Origin of the sequence: Streptomyces sp. NBC_00122, assembly GCF_045160845.1 — a bacterium.
Taxonomy (GTDB): domain Bacteria; phylum Actinomycetota; class Actinomycetes; order Streptomycetales; family Streptomycetaceae; genus Streptomyces.
The window spans coordinates 6,628,634-6,643,405 of sequence record NZ_CP108191.1 but is presented as its reverse complement, the minus strand read 5'-3'; the positions used below and the strand labels follow the sequence as shown (position 1 = coordinate 6,643,405).

Below are 14,772 nucleotides of genomic sequence, written 5' to 3'. Positions count from 1 at the left end.
CGAAGAGGCCCGCGAGGTGTGGTCCGGCCAGGTAGATGGTGGCGGTCCGGTCGTACCAAGCGGCCGGACCGCACCACTACTTGACCTTGTCGATGTGGCTACAGGTCAGCAATGACGAGCCGGTAGCCGATGTCGAGGCGCCTCCTGCCCCTGACGCGACGCATTTGGTCCGCAAGGTGCATACGTTGCGGCATGTTCCGCTGGGCGAACTCGGTCCGGCGGATCTGCGCACCCTCATCTCACAGCAGGTGGCGCTGCCGTACGTCCTTCCGCTCGCGGTGCGCCTGCTGCTTGAGGAGCCGTCGATCGACGCCTGCTTCTACGAGGGCGACCTGCTGCTTGCCGCCGTCAATGCCCCCGCTTCTGCCTGGTCCCCGCTGCCAGACCTCGCCGCGCAGCTGTGCACCGTGATCACGACACTGCCGGACGCAGCAGTCGCCGGTCTGCCCCGCGGCGCCGCTGACGAGCTCGCCCGCTTCGTCGCGCGACCCGGATCACTTCGTTGACCTGACCTGGTGGCGCCTGTCCGGTGGATCATGTGACTACTAGTGCCGCTTCAGGCAACGTTCGCCCCGAGTGAAGCATCGTTCGGTTTGCTGCGCTGGAGGGCACTGGACGGTCAGAATGATCACGTGGCTGAGCGTGTGCGGGTCCGGGAGATTGACGATGACGAGGGCAGACGGTTGCTGCGGATTGTCCGCAGAGGAACTGGGTCGGTGGTGACCTGGCGGCGGGCCCAGATGGTGCTGTTATCAGCGCAGAGCATGCCCGTGGCGAAGATCGCGGAAGTGACGTTCACCAGCGCGGACCGGGTTCGCGACGTGATCCACAACTTCAACTCCGACGGCTTCGACTCGCTCTATCCCAAGTACAAAGGCGGCCGGCCCAGGACTTTCACACTGCCCGAACGCCGGGAGATCAAGAAGATCGCCAAGTCCAAGCCGGCCGAGCACGGCCTGCCGTTCTCGACCTGGAGCCTGGCCAAGCTGGCCGACTTCCTGGTCGCCGAGGGGGTGGTCGACGACATCAGCCACGAGGGACTTCGGGTCCTGCTCCGCGAGGAAGGCGTCTCGTTTCAACGCGTGAAGACCTGGAAGACCTCCCGCGACCCCGACTACGCCGCCAAGAAGGCCAGAGTCGAGCACCTCTATGCGATCGCCGACGGCGAGGTCATACCCGAGGAAGGCGAACCCGAAGTTGTCTTCTGCATGGACGAGTTCGGGCCGCTCAACCTCCAGCCCCACCCCGGGAGGCAGTGGGCGGAGCGCGGGGGCCGACACAAGGATCCCGGCCGGGATCCCCGGCCCCGCCGCCGGGCGACCTACACCCGCCCGCACGGGGTGCGGCACCTGTTCGCCGCCTACGACCTCGCCAAGGACCAGCTCTACGGCCACATCAAGAAGACCAAGAACCGATCGAAGTTCCTGGAGTTCTGCCGCTACCTACGCTCCCTGCACCCGGCGGACGTGCGCATTGCGATCGTCTGTGACAACTACTCGCCGCACCTGACGACGAAGCGGTGCCAGCGAGTCGGGACGTGGGCAGCGGCGAACAACGTCGAGATCGCCTACACACCCACCAACAGCTCCTGGCTCAACCGCATCGAGGCCCAGTTCACAGCCTTGCGCTACTTCGCCCTCGACGGCACCGACCACCCCAGCCACAAGGCCCAGGGCAGCATGATCCGCCGCTACATCATCTGGCGGAACAAAAACGCCGGCGACCACCACCTACGCGAAGTCGTCACCAGGGCAAACGTTGCCTGATGCGGCACTAGGCTGCGACGATGGAACATGGAACCGATGTGCCTGAGAACTTCGCCCAGTCCGCGGATCGGGACCAGGTGAATGACTACGACGGTTTCGCCGAGGCGTACTCGGCGGAGAACGAGAACAACCTGGTGAACGCGTACTACGAGCGGCCTGCGATGTTAGCCCTCGCCGGAGACGTGGCCGGCCGCCGGATCCTGGACGCCGGTTGCGGCTCGGGCCCCCTGTCCGCCGCACTGCGCGACCGCGGTGCCGTCGTCACCGGCATCGACGCCAGCGCCGGGATGCTGGCATTGGCAAGGCGGCGGCTCGGTGACGACGCAGCCCTGCACGTGGCCGACCTGCGCGACCGCCTGCCGTTCCCCGATGGTGCATTCGACGACGTGGTCGCATCGCTGGTGCTGCACTATCTGGAGGACTGGGGGCCGACGCTGGCCGAGTTGCGGCGAGTGCTCAGGCCCGGCGGTCGGCTGATCGCGTCGGTGGACCACCCTTTCGTGGCCTACACGATCCAGGATCCTCGGCCCGACTACTTTGCGACCACCAGCTATGCCTTCGATTGGACGTTCAACGGGCAGTCCGTCCCGATGCGGTTCTGGCGCAAGCCACTGCACGCGATGACCGATGCCTTCACCACCGCCGGTTTTCGCCTTGCCGTCATCAGCGAGCCGCAGCCCGACCCGGCCGCCCGTGAACTGTTCCCCGACGACTTCCATGACCTTTCGAGCAAAACCACCTTCCTGTTCTTCGTCGTCGGTGTTCCGCCGTCGGCCACCGGCTCGGACGACTAGCCGGCCGCCATTCCTCCTGGTCAGCGGCGCCCATTGGGCCTTCTGCCGAGGGAGTTCAGCGTCCATGGTCGGGAAGGCTCATTGTGTGCGGGCGTGTTGACGGATTGGATGCCAAGGTCAAGGCGGCGGGGTGTGACCAGTACCGAAGGAAGCGAATGACGTCCATGCTCAACGGCTGCACGCCCTGGCCCGAGGAGTTCGTCGACCGCTACTGGGCAGCCGGGCACTGGCGTGGCAATACGCTGGACAACCTGTTGCGTGGCTGGGCCCTGCAGTACGGACCACGGACCGCGCTCGTGCACGCCGGCACCCGCATCACGTACGCGGCCCTGAACCGGCGCGTGAGCCGCATGGCCGCAGGATTCCGGCTGCGCGGCCTCCGGCCCGGGCAGCGGGTCGTCGTCCAGCTACCCAACGTTCCCGAGTTCGTCGTCACCGTGTTCGCGCTGATGCGCGCCGGCGGGGTCCCCGTGTTCTGCCCGGTCTCGCACCGAGCGTCCGAGGTGTCCCACCTCGTGCGGGTCGCCCAGGCCGTCGGCTACGTCGGCCCCTCGACGTTCCAGGGCTTCGACCACACGGCGATGGCCGCGGACATCGCGGCCCAAGAGCCTTTCCTGCGGCGGGTGTTCACCCTTGAGGCACCGGGCGCCCCGTCCCCGTACGGCGGCCTCACGACCGACCCGTCGGGCTGCCAGTACAGCCCGCTGGGCTCGATCGACGCCCCGCCCGAGCCGGCGCTCGCGCAGAGCGCCGACCAGGTGGCCTTCTTCCTGCTCTCCGGCGGTACCAGCGCGCCGCCCAAGCTCATTCCGCGCACCCACAACGACTACGCCTATCAGGCGCGGGCCGCCGCCGAGCTGGTGTCGCTCACCGAGAACGACGTGTATCTCGCCGCGCAGCCCGCCGAGTCCACCTTCGCCTTCGGCTGCCCCGGCATCGTCGGCACCCTCTCCGCCGGAGGCACGGTCGTCCTGGCCGAGAACCCGGGACCCGCCGAATGCCTTCCGGTCATCGGACGGGAGCGGGTCACCATCACCTCGGTGGTGCCCGCCGTCGCCCAGCTCTGGCTCGACGCACTCCCCACGGTCCAGACGGAGCTGAGCAGTCTGCGCCTCGTGCAGATCGGCGGCGCGCCCATGCACCGGACGACCGCCGAGCGATTGGGCCCCGCGCTGGGCTGTCGCCTGCAGCAGGTCTTCGGCATGGCCGAGGGGCTGCTCACCCTCACCCGGCCCGCCGATCCGGAAGAGACCGTGCTCACCACGCAGGGCCGCCCGCTCTCGCCCGACGACGAGATCCGCATCGTCGACGTCGACGGAGAGGACGTACCCGACGGGGAGCCCGGCGAGCTCCTCGCCCGCGGTCCGTACACCCTGCGAGGCTACTACCGGGCCCCCGACCACAACGCACGCTCCTTCACCACCGACGGCTACTTCCGCACCGGCGTCCTCGCGCGGCTCACCCCGGACGGCAACCTGGTGGTGACCGGCCGCCTCAAGGAAGGGCCGGTCTAAGCGCAATGCCGTTGACATTGATCTGGATCGGTGAGACGACGTCATCGGGGGTGGTGGCATGGCGTCGTCTCTGCCGGATCTGGCCGGGGTGGGTGTGCTGACCCGGATGTATCCGCCGTGGCTGGTGGACGAGGTCGTGGCCCAGTGCGACCGGACGGAGAAGCGTCGGCGGCTGTTGCCGGCCCGGCTGGTGGTGTACTTCCTGCTGGCGATGGCATTGTTCTCGCCCGCGCCGTATCTGGAGGTCATGCGGCACCTTGCTGAGGGCCTGCGGTGGGCGGGGCTGTGGGGGTCGTGGCATCCACCGAGCAAGGCTGCCATCTTCCGGGCGCGTGGACGGCTCGGGGTCGAACCGATGGCCGCGCTGTTCGACAGATGCGCCCGACCGCTGGGCACGCCCGCGATGCCCGGGGTGTTCTGGAGGGGCTGGCGGCTGATGGCCATCGACGGCACCCGTTTCGATGTCGCCGACAGTGCGGCGAACGCCGCTGAGTTCGGCCGCCCTGGGACCGGCCGCGGGGAAGGCACCGGCGGATATCCGCAGGTCCAGGTCGTCGCTCTGGTCGAATGCGGCACCCACGCCGTCGTCGATGCGGTGCTCGGCGGCTGGCATGACGGCGAGGTCCGCCTCGCCGAGGACCTGGAACGCTCACTGACCGAGGACATGCTCGTCCTGGGCGACCGCAACCTGCCCTCGACCCGGTTATGGCGAGCCCTGACCAGCAGCGGCGCTGACCTGTGCTTCCGCGCCAAGACCAACCGCCGCCTGCCCGTCCTGCAAACACTGCCCGACGGGTCCTGGCTCACCGTGATCCAGGCCGGAGACGACAAGAAGGCCGGCCGCGAGCCGGTGGCGGTCCGCGTGATCCGCTACCGCCTGGACGACCCGGGACGACCCGGCGAGGACCAGTACGTGCTGCTGACCTCGGTCCTGGACCCGGTCCGGGCCCCGGCCGCCGACCTGGCCGCGCTCTACCCGCAACGCTGGGAGTGCGAGAGCGTCCTGGACGAGATCAAGACCCATCAGCGCGGCGCCAAGACCGTTGTCCTGGCCAGCAAGACCCCCACCGGCGTCCGCCAGGAGATCTATGCCCACCTGCTGGTGCACCACGCCCTGCGCGCACTGATGGCCGAAGCGGCGGCCGGTAGTCCCGAGCCGGTCGACTGCGACCGGCTCTCCTTCACCACCGCCCTGCGGGCGGCCCGCCGCACCGTGACCATCCTGCCCGGCTCTTTTTCCCCCTGACCACCTGCACAGGGCCTGGCGGCATTTCCGCGCCGAGGTCACCGAGCGGCTCCTGCCCCCGAGGCGACTGCGCAGCCAGCCCCGGGTCGTCAAACGCAAGATGTCGAACTACAAGGCCAAGGCCAGTCGCCACCGCGACTGGCCCCAGCCAACCCGGCCCTCACACGACGCCATCGTGATCCAACCGCCATAAAGCAACGGCATTGGGTCTAAGCGGCCTCGGGGAAGTGGGGTGCGTTTCCGCGTCGTCCGGTGCGGTGCATCGCAAGGCGGAGCAGTGCCCTTGTACTGGACGTACTCGGGCACTGCGACAACGCGGCGAGGTGCCGTGCCTGGGGGCACCTCCCAGCGGTAGCTGGGGGAGGCGCGGGGACGTGCCCTACGTCCCCGAGGCCACTTAGCCACCCCCAGCTCCCCCACTCGATTGCCGTCCGCGGCGGACAGCTCTTGAGTCCTGGCTCAATAACCGCTGGACGAGGCCCTGGGCACGGCGCAGACTGCGGCTGGCGTTCCAGTGGCGCCGGGTCGACGGCGACGGGGGACGCTCGGTGCTGCGCATTCATTTCACCGCCGATGATCTGGCCCGGACCCGGGTGGCCGCGACGCTCGGCGCGGCCACGGAAACCATGATGGGGCTGAAACTGCTGCGCGACTGCGCCGCCAACGCCCTGCCCTTCCGCCCCTGGCACTCGATGGCGCGCGGACGGCTGGGGGCGGCGACCCGCCCGGTGACGAGCCTGCTGTCCGTGGACGGCCCGGACATCGATCTGACGATGCTGATGGGCAACTCGCCGTCCATCGAGGAAGGGATCGACAACCTGCTGCGCGCATCGCCCGACCGGATACGGACCGAGCTCGAGCACATCGATTTCCACCCTTCACAGCTGTCGTGGGCCCGGACCCTGGCGGAGGGCGGCCTCGAGGCCCGCCGCCACTTCGCCGCGGGGCTCGCCGCCTGCAACGAGGCGATCATCGCTCCCTACTGGAGCCGGGCGAGGACCCATATGGAGGGGGTACGCACCACCTTCGCGCGGACGCTGCTCGACGGCGGGGTCGAACGGCTCTTGGAGGGAATGTGCGTTCCGCTGGTGCGGTGGCGGGCGCCCGTTCTGGAGATGCGCTACCACCGGGACGTCGAGGTCCACCTCGGGGGACGGGGTCTCGTCATCGCTCCGACGGTCTTCCTGTGGCGGGACGCGAGGCTGCTGTGGGAGCCGACTCGGCACCCACCCTCGCGATCCCCACCATCAATGACGCCGAGGCCGGCGCCGCGCTGTGGGGTGCCGGGGAAGCGGCCGACCAGTCGCTGGGCGCACTGCTGGGGCGCACCCGGGCCGCCGCGCTGAAGGTGGCCGCCGAGGGGTGCAGCACCACCGAGCTCGCGCGGCGTCTGAACGTCTCGGTGGCGGCGGCGAGCCAGCACGCGACGGTGTTGCGCAACGCCAATCTGATCACCACGAGCCGGCGTGGCAAGTCGGTCGTGCACACCATCACTCCGCTCGGCGCGGAACTCCTGGGAAGCGAAGCGGCCCGCGCATAGGGCCCGGGCGCCATGTCCGTCGGCCCTCGCTACTGGCGCTCCTCCATCCGGATCGCCTTCTCCAGGTCCTCGTGGGCCTGGCCCGGCTCGCCTTGCTGCTGCTCCAGGAGGGCGGCGGCGATGGCGTCCAGCTTGCGCTGGATGGCGTGCTCGGCCCGGCGCTCGGAGTTCTTGAGCAGGGCCAGCAGGAGAAGCGCGACCGCGCCCATCGCGTCACCCGCGAGGTGCTGCCATTCCATCGGCATATGGGCCACGTGCACGGCGACGAAAGCCGCCACGAGGGCCACGCACAGCATCGAGAAGAAGGCGGAACTCGTGAAGTTGGAGGCGAGCTCGGCCAGCTTCTCGAAGCGGCCGATCCCGCCGTCGCCCTTCCCCTTCTCCGCGGGATGCTGGAAGCTCATGCTCGGCGTCTGCCCCGGCGAGGCCGCGCCATACCCGTGGAACGCGTCAATCCACGCGGACGGCCGCAGCCCCGGGAGGCGTCCCCGGGACCGCGGCCGCCTGCCGCGGCCGGTTGTCAGGCGCGGGGCGGCACCCGGGACGGGCGGCCCGCGCCGCGCGTCAGGGAGTAGCCGAAGATGCCCGCCAGGGCGCCCAGGATCCCTCCTGCCGCCGTCCAGAGCCAGCGGTCCGACCACCAGCCGCCGGACCAGCCGTCCTCCGGCTCGCGCAGCGACCCGGTCACGGTGGCCGGAACCAGCGGCGTGGCGAGGGCGCCGTCCACGGCGTGGGCGCCGCCCGTCTCCTGCACGGAGGCCTCCACTGCCGCGCGTACCGGCAGGCCGAGGTCCTCCTCCGGCAGATTGACGACGGTCAGGCGCACGTAGTAGCTGCCCGGCAGCGGGTCGTTGGCCCACTGCTCGGCCGCGGCCCGGACCGTACGCAGGGTGCAGGACAGCTCCACCGAGGCCGCGTCCTTGCCCGCGGCCCTGGTCTGCGTGCCGTAGGTGCACGCCTGCCTGCGGCGCAGCCCGTCGTACACGTCGAGCTGCCAGGTCGCGGCGCCGTGCCGGCTCGCGGATTCGGGCAGCGTGACCGTTGCCTTCACGGTCGCGCGCTGCTGCGCGTCGACGGGAAGGACCCAGTAGAGGTAGTCGCCGGTGGACGCGCCGGCCGTGGCCCGCTGGCCCGGGCGCATCGCCGTGGCGGTACGGAAGCTCGTACCGGCCTCGGTCGGGGCGGCCTCGCCCTGCCCGGACTTCGAGCCGTTACCGGGGCTGGGGCTCGCCGTCGCGGTGTCCGCCGCGGCCGTCCCCGCGGCCGTCCCCGCCACCGTGAGGGCGGCGGCCGCGGTCAGCAGGGCGGCGGTCAGTGTGCGTACGGTACGCATCAGTTGGTCCTCCAGACGGAGATGCGCCAGCGTGAGATCCATCCCCACACCACACCGGCCGCCAGCCCGATGAGCACCAGGACGGCCAGCAGCCACCAACCGCGGCCGAGGCCGAAGGAGGCGGCGTCGGACGCCTCGTCGGGTCCGTCGACCACGTCGATGGTCAGCTCGACGGGCATGCCCGGGGTGGTCTTGACGGAGGCGGGGGCGGAGAAGGAGTTGCTGACCTGGATGCAGACGGTCTCCGTCGCCTCCGCGGCCTCCTCGTCCACGCCGTCGATCTCGGCCTTCGGGTAGCGCAGGCCGGTGGACAGGACGTCGGTACGCCCGTCACCCGCCTCCGAGCCCCGGACGATCTCGCGGCCGTGCACGGTGGTGGCGCGCAGCAGGACGCCGTAGTCGTTGTTGACGGCGCGGTCGGCGGCGATGCTCACCGAGGCGCGCAGCTCCTGGCCGGGGCGGACGTCGACCCGGTACCAGCGGTGTTCGCCGAAGGTCTCGCGGTCGCTGTAGAGGCCGGGCTTCAGCTGGGGGGCGCCCGCGCACTGCTTGGCGCCCTCGGTGGCCACGGGGTTGACGACCGGGTCGGCGGCCCGGTCGACCAGCTGTTTGACCCTGCCGGAGAGTTCGGCGGTGTGCTGCACCGAGGTGTACGTACCGCCGGTTGCCTCGGCGATGCAGGTGAGCTGGGCCCGGGTCTTGGCGTCCGGGACCAGGCCGAGGGTGTCGATGACCAGGTGAATGCCCTTGGCGGCGATGTCGCGCGCCACTTCGCACGGGTCGAGCGGGGCGCAGGTGTCCTCGCCGTCGGTGATGAGCACGATCCGCTTGGTTGCGTCACCGCCGTCCAGGTCCTGGGCCGCGGCGAGCAGGGCGGGGCCGATCGGCGTCCAGCCGGTGGGGGCGAGCGTCGCGACGGCGGTCTTCGCCTCCGTCCGGTTGAGCGGTCCGACCGGGTACAGCTGCTTGGTGTCCTTGCAGCCGAGCGCCTTGTCCTCACCGGGGTAGGTGGCGCCCAGGGTCCGTATGCCGAGCCGTACTTCGCCCGGGACCGCGTCGATGACCTCGTTGAAGGCCTGCTTCGCGGCGACCATCCGGGACTGGCCGTCGATGTCGGTGGCCCGCATGGAGCCGCTGACGTCGAGGACGAGGTCGACCTTCGGGGGTTCCTTCGCCGTCGGTCCGTCGGCGGCGGTGGCGCTCGCCGGGAAGAGCCCGACGGCCAGGGCGGCGAGCAGGCCGCACGCCCCGGCCGCAAGCCGTTTTGTTGTGATCATCGCCGGATCGTATTGAGGATCGTCCGCCAATCCAAAATGTGCTGCGGGTCCCGGGCTTCGGCCGTTCCCCCGGCGCCGGGGCGGACGCGGCCGCCGCCGCGCGGAATATCCCGGTGCGGGGGCCAAAGGTGCGTTCTAGGGTGCCGAGATGAGCTCCCGTACCTTCCGCATCACCGTCCGCGGCTCCTTCGACAACCTCACGGCCGACCAGCGGGCCGAGCTGACGGCCGCCGCTCCCGAACACGACGTGCTGTACGCGGCCTTCACCACCGAGGGGCACCTCACGTACGACGACGTCGCCGTCCGCCCCTCCTTCACCTTCCGCTTCCTTGACTCGGGCGAGGCGGAGGAGGACATCCTCGACGCGACGGCCCGGGCCGAACTCGCGGCGGAGAGCTGGCTGACCGAGCGCGGGTACGGGTTCAAGCGGCTCAAGTCCACGGCCCAGGACCTCTCGCAGGCCCCGCTGGGCAAGCGCGGGCGCCGGGAGGCCGCCCGCGGGGACGGCCGGTCATGACCGGTCGGTGGGACTACCCCTGGTCCGTGGCGGCGAAGGTGCCCGCGAGGTGCGTGCGCAGTGCCTGCGCCGTGGGTGGCGAGAGGCGGGCGCCGAGGTAGCCGTCGGGGCGGATCACGAAGGCCGTCGGCCGGTCGGCCGCGTAGAGGCGGGCGAACTCGCCGCCGGTGTCGCGGTAGGCGGGTAGGCCGCCCCGGCAGGCGGCGGCCGGGGCGTCGGGTTCGAGCACCACGCAGGTCTCCACCCGGTCCCCTGACGACTCCCGTGCCGTCCGCGCGAGTTCGTCGATCCACCGGCCGTCCCCCGCCCCGGCCCCGCCCGCGGACCCGTTCCCGCCCCCGTACAGCACCAGCAGGTGTCCGCGGTTGCGCAGGACGTCGTACAAGCGCAGCGGGTAGGCGGCAATCGGTGCGGTGAGGCCGGCGCAGTCCGGGGCCCGGTCGCCCGGCTGGGGTCCGGGGCCCTCGCCCGGCGGGTCGACGAGCGGGCTGCCCCGGTAGCCGACGAGCAATTGGGCCTCGCGCATCAGCAGCGTCGCCTTGTCCTCCGGGTCGGCCTGGACCCCCTCGGCGGCGTGCCGCACGGTGCGGCTGACGACCTCCTCGCCCACGGGCCGGCGTTCGACGTCGTAGCTCGCGAGCAGGTCGGGACGGGCGCCGCCGTCGATGGCGAGGGCGAGCTTCCAGGCCAGGTTCCAGGCGTCCTGGATGCCGGTGTTCATGCCCTGGGCGCCGGTGGGCGGGTGGATGTGCGCCGCGTCCCCGGCGACGAAGATGCGGCCGTCGCCGTAGCGGTCCACGATCCGGTGACTGATGCGGAACACCGAGGTCCAGCGCATGTTGGAGGCCGTGGTGGGGTGCGGCGAGAGCCGGTCCAGGACGGTCTGGATGTCGGCGAGTCCGGGGGCCCGGCCTCTCTCCAGGCCGTGGGCGACCCCGTCGGAGGCGGCCCCGTCCTGCCGCGCGGCCGAGAACTCGGGCGGCACCGTCATCGACACCCGGTACCTGCCGGGGCCGGGCAGCGGGATGCACACCAGCGTGTCGTCGATCGTGCCGTCCTCGCCCCGGTGCATGGAGCGCACGCCGTACTCGTGCGGCAGGTCCCAGTCGAGTTCGACGTCGCCGAGCATGAACTCCTCGGGGAAGGCTCCGCCCTCGTAGCCGAGCCCCAGCCCCTTGCGGACGATGCTGTGCGCGCCGTCGCAGCCGATCAGGAAGCGGGTCCGTACTTCATCCTCCGCGCCGGAAGGGGTGCGCAGCCGGCTGGTCACCCCGTCGGCGTCCTGGGTGAACGAAACCAGCTCGGTGCCGCGCTCGACCGAGGTGGCGAACCGGGCCAAAAACTCGTCGAGGATGCGCTCGGTCTCGTACTGGGGCAGCGCGGCGAACCCGTACGGAACCTCGGGCGGCAGGGCGAGCTCGATGCGCGCCTGCTCGGCGCCGTTGACGTACGCGAGCTGGCCGCGCATCGGGACGGCCGCGTCCAGGACGGTGCGGACCAGTCCCATCCGGTCCCAGATCTCCAGGGTGCGCGGCTGGATGCCCACGGCCTTGGCGAACGGGAGGCGGGCGGGCAGCCGGTCGACGATCCGGCAGGAGACTCCGCGTCTGCGGAGCTCCAGCGCCGCGGTCAGTCCGACCGGGCCGGCTCCGGCGACCAGTACGTCGGTTGCGTAGGTGTGCGCCATCGGCGCCTCCTGGCGAGCGGCCCCCGTACGAGTCGGTTTCCCTCCATCGTGGCCGCCCGCCCGGCGTCCGGCATCTTTACTCGATCACGAGGTCCACGTCGATGTTGCCGCGCGTGGCACGGGAGTACGGGCAGACCTCGTGCGCCTGCTTGACCAGCAGGGTGCCCGTCTCGCCCGCCAGGGACTCGGGGAGCTCGACGCGCAGGACCACGCCCAGGCCGAAGCCGGCGCCGTCCTTGCCGATGGAGACCTCCGCCGTGACCGACACCTCGCTGGTGTCGGCCTTGGCCTGGCGGCCGACCAGGCCGAGCGCGCTGGCGAAGCAGGCCGCGTAGCCGGCCGCGAAGAGCTGCTCGGGGTTGGTGCCCTGCCCGTTGCCGCCGAGCGCCGGGGGCATGGCGAGGGCGAGGTCGAGCTGGCCGTCGGAGCTGACGGTGCGGCCCTCGCGGCCGTTGGCGGTGGCGACAGCGGTGTACAGCGCGTCCATCGGAGTTCCTCTCGCAGAAGTGAACCGTTGCGGCGGCCGTCGGTCGGCCTCGCTCCACCATTAGAGCACACAATTGAGTTGTGCACAATTCAATGCCTCGCAAGTCTGCCCCGGGTACACTGGCCCTCATGACCGAGAAGCCGACCGCAACCCACCCCGACCAGGACTTCCTGCGCCTGGACGGCCAGATCTGCTTCGCGCTGAACGCGGCGAGCCGCGCCTTCGGCGGCCTCTACCGCGTGGTCCTCAAGGACCTGGGCCTGACCTACCCGCAGTACCTGGTCATGCTGGTGCTGTGGGAGCACGGCGAGCTGCCGGTCAAGGAGATCGGGCAGCACCTCCGGCTCGATTCCGGGACACTGTCGCCGCTGCTCAAGCGGCTGGAGGCGGCCGGTCTGGTCCGCCGCGAGCGCAGCGCCGAGGACGAGCGCTCCGTGCACGCGCACCTCACCGAGGAGGGCGCCGCGCTGCGCGCCCGCGCGGTGGAGGTACCGCGGCGGATCGCGACCGCGACCGGCTTCGAGCTGGCCGAGATCCTCGACCTCCAGACCCGCCTGAACCGCCTCACCGCCGCCCTCGACGCCGCGGTCCCGCAGGAGGCGTGAGACCCGTCCGGCGCGATCACCGCCGCGCCGCCACACTGGGTCCAGGAGGTACGCGATGGACCCGGTGGCCGCGCTGGACCGGATCGCCTTCCTGCTGGAGCGCGCCCAGGCGCCCACCTACCGGGTGCGGGCCTTCCGGACGGCCGCGGCCGCCCTCCGGCAGATGGGCGAGGACGAGACCGCCGCACGCACGGCGGCCGGTTCCCTGGAAGCCGTGAAGGGCATCGGCCCCACGACGGCCCAGGTGGTGCGCGAGGCCCTCGACGGGTCGGTGCCGGCGTACCTGCAGACGCTGGAGGACGAGGCCGCCGCGCTCCCCGAGGGCCCCCCGGCCACCACAGCAGCCACCGCCCTGCGGGCGGCGCTGCGCGGGGACTGCCACGTGCACTCCGACTGGTCGGACGGGGGCAGCCCGATCGAGGTGATGGGCCGGGCGGCGGCCTCGCTGGGGCACGAGTACGCCGTGCTCACCGACCACTCGCCGCGGCTCACCGTCGCCCGCGGCCTCTCCCCGGAGCGGCTGCGGGAACAGCTGCGGGTGGTGGCGGAGCTCAACGAGACCTGGGCGCCGTTCAGACTCCTGACGGGCATCGAGTGCGACATCCTCGACGACGGTTCACTGGACCAGGAACCGGAGCTGCTGGACCAGCTCGACCTGGTCGTCGGCTCCGTCCATTCGAAGCTGCGGATGGAGGCACCCGCGATGACCCGGCGGTTGCTGGCGGCCGTGCGCAATCCGCTGCTGGACGTACTGGGCCACTGCACGGGACGGCTGGTGACCGGGCGGACCCGGCCCGAGTCGCGGTTCGACGCCGAGGCCGTCTTCGCCGCCTGCGCCGGCTCCGGTACCGCGGTGGAGATCAACAGTCGGCCCGAGCGGCTGGACCCGCCCCGGCGGCTGCTGCGCCTCGCCGTCGATGCCGGGACCCTGTTCGCGATCGACACGGACGCGCACGCGCCGGGCCAGCTGGACTGGCAGATCCTCGGCTGCGAACGGGCCGCGGCGTGCGCGGTCCCGGCCGGGCGCGTCGTCAACACCTGGCCTGCGGACCGGCTCCTCGAGTGGACCCGTACTAGGACCGTCTGAGCTGGACCACCAGCAGCAGGACATCGGCTCCGGCGACGGCCATCACCGCGCGGAACGGGAGCCGGCCCGCCGGGCGCCGGCCTCCCAGGAGCACCGTCGCCGCCGTGGCGGCCAGCAGGCCCCAGCCGTACGCCGTCACCCGCCCCGGCGGCCCCACGACCAGCGCGGCGGCCGAGGCGAGCACGAGGAGCCCAGCGAGCGCGGCCGAGGTCCGAGCCCCGAGCCGCTGGGGCAGGCCCACGACCCCGGTGGCCAGGTCGTCGGCGATGTCGGGCAGGACGTTGGCGAAGTGCGCGCCCGCGCCCAGCAGGGCCGCGGCGGCCGTGAGCCACGGCGGCGGCCACGGCGCGCCGGGCAGGCCGAGGGTCACGAAGGCGGGAAGCAGTCCGAAGGCCAGGGCGTACGGGAGCCAGGAGACGGCCGTCCCCTTCAGCTTGAGGTTGTACGCCCAGGCGGCCGCCACGCACACGAGGTGGACCGCGCCCGCGAGCAGCCCGCCGGCCAGCGAGAGCGGGACGCAGACCAGCAGCGCCAGGGCCGCCGCGCGGGTCACGGCCGCGGGCCGCACCGTACCGGCCACCAGGGGTTTGTCCCGCCGCCCCGCGGCGAGGTCCCGCCGCAGGTCGGCCCGGTCGTTGCACCAGCCGACCGAGAGCTGCCCGGCGGCCACCGCGCCCACCGTGGCCGCCGCGCCCGGGAGGCTTCGCCCCGCCGCGGCCGCGAGCAGCGCGGTGAAGAGGGTCACGGCCGCCGCCGGCAGGGGATGGCACGCTGCCAGCAGGCCCACGGCTGCCGTACGCCACCGAAGGGCGACGGCGAAGGCGACGGCGGGCCTGGGCGGCCGTCCTGTCTCTGCGGTTCGCGCGGGCACACCGTCACGCTAAGCCGCGCCGCGCCCGGTTCGCCTGATTCATAACGA

16 protein-coding genes are annotated in these 14,772 nt (G+C 71.6%); 10 read left to right on the top strand and 6 right to left on the bottom strand.

Annotated elements, in window-relative coordinates; all coding sequences use genetic code 11:
- The first annotated feature begins 35 nt into the window (after positions 1–35).
- The 7 genes from OG737_RS30250 (at position 36) to OG737_RS30220 (ending at position 6,860) form a co-directional block, all read left to right on the top strand.
- The gene (locus OG737_RS30250) at positions 36–506 is read left to right on the top strand and encodes a contact-dependent growth inhibition system immunity protein (protein ID WP_405922215.1); all 471 of its coding nucleotides are present in this window, start codon (positions 36–38) and stop codon (positions 504–506) included.
- A 126-nt stretch (positions 507–632) separates the two neighbouring features.
- A complete protein-coding gene (locus tag OG737_RS30245; protein ID WP_323179150.1) occupies positions 633–1,766 on the top strand; it encodes an IS630 family transposase in 1,134 nt (377 codons plus the stop codon).
- A gap of 20 nt (positions 1,767–1,786) precedes the next feature.
- Positions 1,787–2,560 (top strand): class I SAM-dependent methyltransferase, encoded by a 774-nt coding sequence (locus tag OG737_RS30240; protein WP_405676913.1) that lies wholly within the window; start codon positions 1,787–1,789, stop codon positions 2,558–2,560.
- 155 nt (positions 2,561–2,715) lie between these two features.
- Positions 2,716–4,074: a (2,3-dihydroxybenzoyl)adenylate synthase gene (locus OG737_RS30235; protein ID WP_405676915.1), complete on the top strand. Its 1,359-nt coding sequence runs from the start codon at positions 2,716–2,718 to the stop codon at positions 4,072–4,074.
- 58 nt (positions 4,075–4,132) lie between these two features.
- Positions 4,133–5,320: an IS4 family transposase gene (locus tag OG737_RS30230; RefSeq protein WP_328926695.1), complete on the top strand. Its 1,188-nt coding sequence runs from the start codon at positions 4,133–4,135 to the stop codon at positions 5,318–5,320.
- 548 nt (positions 5,321–5,868) lie between these two features.
- Positions 5,869–6,666, top strand: coding sequence for a transcriptional regulator (locus tag OG737_RS30225; protein ID WP_405922214.1), 798 nt, complete (start codon positions 5,869–5,871; stop codon positions 6,664–6,666).
- A gap of 2 nt (positions 6,667–6,668) precedes the next feature.
- Entirely contained in the window at positions 6,669–6,860 is a 192-nt protein-coding gene (locus OG737_RS30220; RefSeq protein WP_405922213.1) for a winged helix-turn-helix domain-containing protein, read from the top strand.
- Between the two features lie 29 nt (positions 6,861–6,889).
- On the opposite strand, the gene OG737_RS30215 is transcribed toward OG737_RS30220, so the two are convergent.
- The 3 genes from OG737_RS30215 to OG737_RS30205 all read right to left on the bottom strand — a co-directional run bounded on the left by OG737_RS30215 (position 6,890) and on the right by OG737_RS30205 (position 9,470).
- A complete protein-coding gene (locus OG737_RS30215; protein WP_405676919.1) occupies positions 6,890–7,264 on the bottom strand; it encodes a hypothetical protein in 375 nt (124 codons plus the stop codon).
- A gap of 116 nt (positions 7,265–7,380) precedes the next feature.
- Complete coding sequence (locus OG737_RS30210) at positions 7,381–8,193, bottom strand: hypothetical protein (RefSeq protein ID WP_328929366.1); 813 nt, start codon at positions 8,191–8,193, stop codon at positions 7,381–7,383.
- Entirely contained in the window at positions 8,193–9,470 is a 1,278-nt protein-coding gene (locus OG737_RS30205) for a VWA domain-containing protein (RefSeq protein WP_405676922.1), read from the bottom strand. Before OG737_RS30205 ends, OG737_RS30210 begins: the two co-directional genes overlap by 1 nt.
- Before the next feature lie 148 nt (positions 9,471–9,618).
- Here OG737_RS30205 and OG737_RS30200 point away from each other — a divergent pair, with 148 nt between their 5' ends.
- On the top strand, positions 9,619–9,987 hold the full coding sequence (locus OG737_RS30200; RefSeq protein ID WP_328929364.1) for a DUF6204 family protein: 369 nt from the start codon (positions 9,619–9,621) through the stop codon (positions 9,985–9,987).
- A gap of 13 nt (positions 9,988–10,000) precedes the next feature.
- Here OG737_RS30200 and OG737_RS30195 read toward each other — a convergent pair whose 3' ends face one another.
- On the bottom strand, positions 10,001–11,674 hold the full coding sequence (locus OG737_RS30195) for an FAD-dependent monooxygenase (RefSeq protein ID WP_405922212.1): 1,674 nt from the start codon (positions 11,672–11,674) through the stop codon (positions 10,001–10,003).
- 76 nt (positions 11,675–11,750) lie between these two features.
- On the bottom strand, positions 11,751–12,161 hold the full coding sequence (locus OG737_RS30190) for an organic hydroperoxide resistance protein (protein WP_328929362.1): 411 nt from the start codon (positions 12,159–12,161) through the stop codon (positions 11,751–11,753).
- Between the two features lie 128 nt (positions 12,162–12,289).
- Between OG737_RS30190 and OG737_RS30185 the strand changes: the two genes are divergently transcribed.
- Together OG737_RS30185 and OG737_RS30180 are read left to right on the top strand one after the other, a co-directional pair.
- On the top strand, positions 12,290–12,766 hold the full coding sequence (locus OG737_RS30185; RefSeq protein WP_328929361.1) for a MarR family transcriptional regulator: 477 nt from the start codon (positions 12,290–12,292) through the stop codon (positions 12,764–12,766).
- A 55-nt stretch (positions 12,767–12,821) separates the two neighbouring features.
- Positions 12,822–13,853: a PHP domain-containing protein gene (locus OG737_RS30180; RefSeq protein ID WP_328929360.1), complete on the top strand. Its 1,032-nt coding sequence runs from the start codon at positions 12,822–12,824 to the stop codon at positions 13,851–13,853.
- On the opposite strand, the gene OG737_RS30175 is transcribed toward OG737_RS30180, so the two are convergent.
- Positions 13,840–14,724 carry a UbiA family prenyltransferase gene (locus OG737_RS30175; RefSeq protein ID WP_405676930.1) on the bottom strand — a complete coding sequence of 295 codons (885 nt, stop codon included), beginning with the start codon at positions 14,722–14,724 and terminating at the stop codon, positions 13,840–13,842. The two genes, OG737_RS30180 and OG737_RS30175, sit on opposite strands and share 14 nt — an antisense overlap.
- Between the last annotated feature and the right edge of the window lie 48 nt (positions 14,725–14,772).

Coding starts and splice junctions, on each gene's coding strand:
- OG737_RS30250 (WP_405922215.1), top strand. CDS start 36: ATGGTGGCGGTCCGGTCGTACCAAGCGGCCGGACCGCACCACTACTTG.
- OG737_RS30240 (WP_405676913.1), top strand. CDS start 1,787: ATGGAACATGGAACCGATGTGCCTGAGAACTTCGCCCAGTCCGCGGAT.
- OG737_RS30235 (WP_405676915.1), top strand. CDS start 2,716: ATGACGTCCATGCTCAACGGCTGCACGCCCTGGCCCGAGGAGTTCGTC.
- OG737_RS30230 (WP_328926695.1), top strand. CDS start 4,133: ATGGCGTCGTCTCTGCCGGATCTGGCCGGGGTGGGTGTGCTGACCCGG.
- OG737_RS30215 (WP_405676919.1), bottom strand. CDS start 7,264: ATGAGCTTCCAGCATCCCGCGGAGAAGGGGAAGGGCGACGGCGGGATC.
- OG737_RS30210 (WP_328929366.1), bottom strand. CDS start 8,193: ATGCGTACCGTACGCACACTGACCGCCGCCCTGCTGACCGCGGCCGCC.
- OG737_RS30205 (WP_405676922.1), bottom strand. CDS start 9,470: ATGATCACAACAAAACGGCTTGCGGCCGGGGCGTGCGGCCTGCTCGCC.
- OG737_RS30200 (WP_328929364.1), top strand. CDS start 9,619: ATGAGCTCCCGTACCTTCCGCATCACCGTCCGCGGCTCCTTCGACAAC.
- OG737_RS30195 (WP_405922212.1), bottom strand. CDS start 11,674: ATGGCGCACACCTACGCAACCGACGTACTGGTCGCCGGAGCCGGCCCG.
- OG737_RS30190 (WP_328929362.1), bottom strand. CDS start 12,161: ATGGACGCGCTGTACACCGCTGTCGCCACCGCCAACGGCCGCGAGGGC.
- OG737_RS30185 (WP_328929361.1), top strand. CDS start 12,290: ATGACCGAGAAGCCGACCGCAACCCACCCCGACCAGGACTTCCTGCGC.
- OG737_RS30180 (WP_328929360.1), top strand. CDS start 12,822: ATGGACCCGGTGGCCGCGCTGGACCGGATCGCCTTCCTGCTGGAGCGC.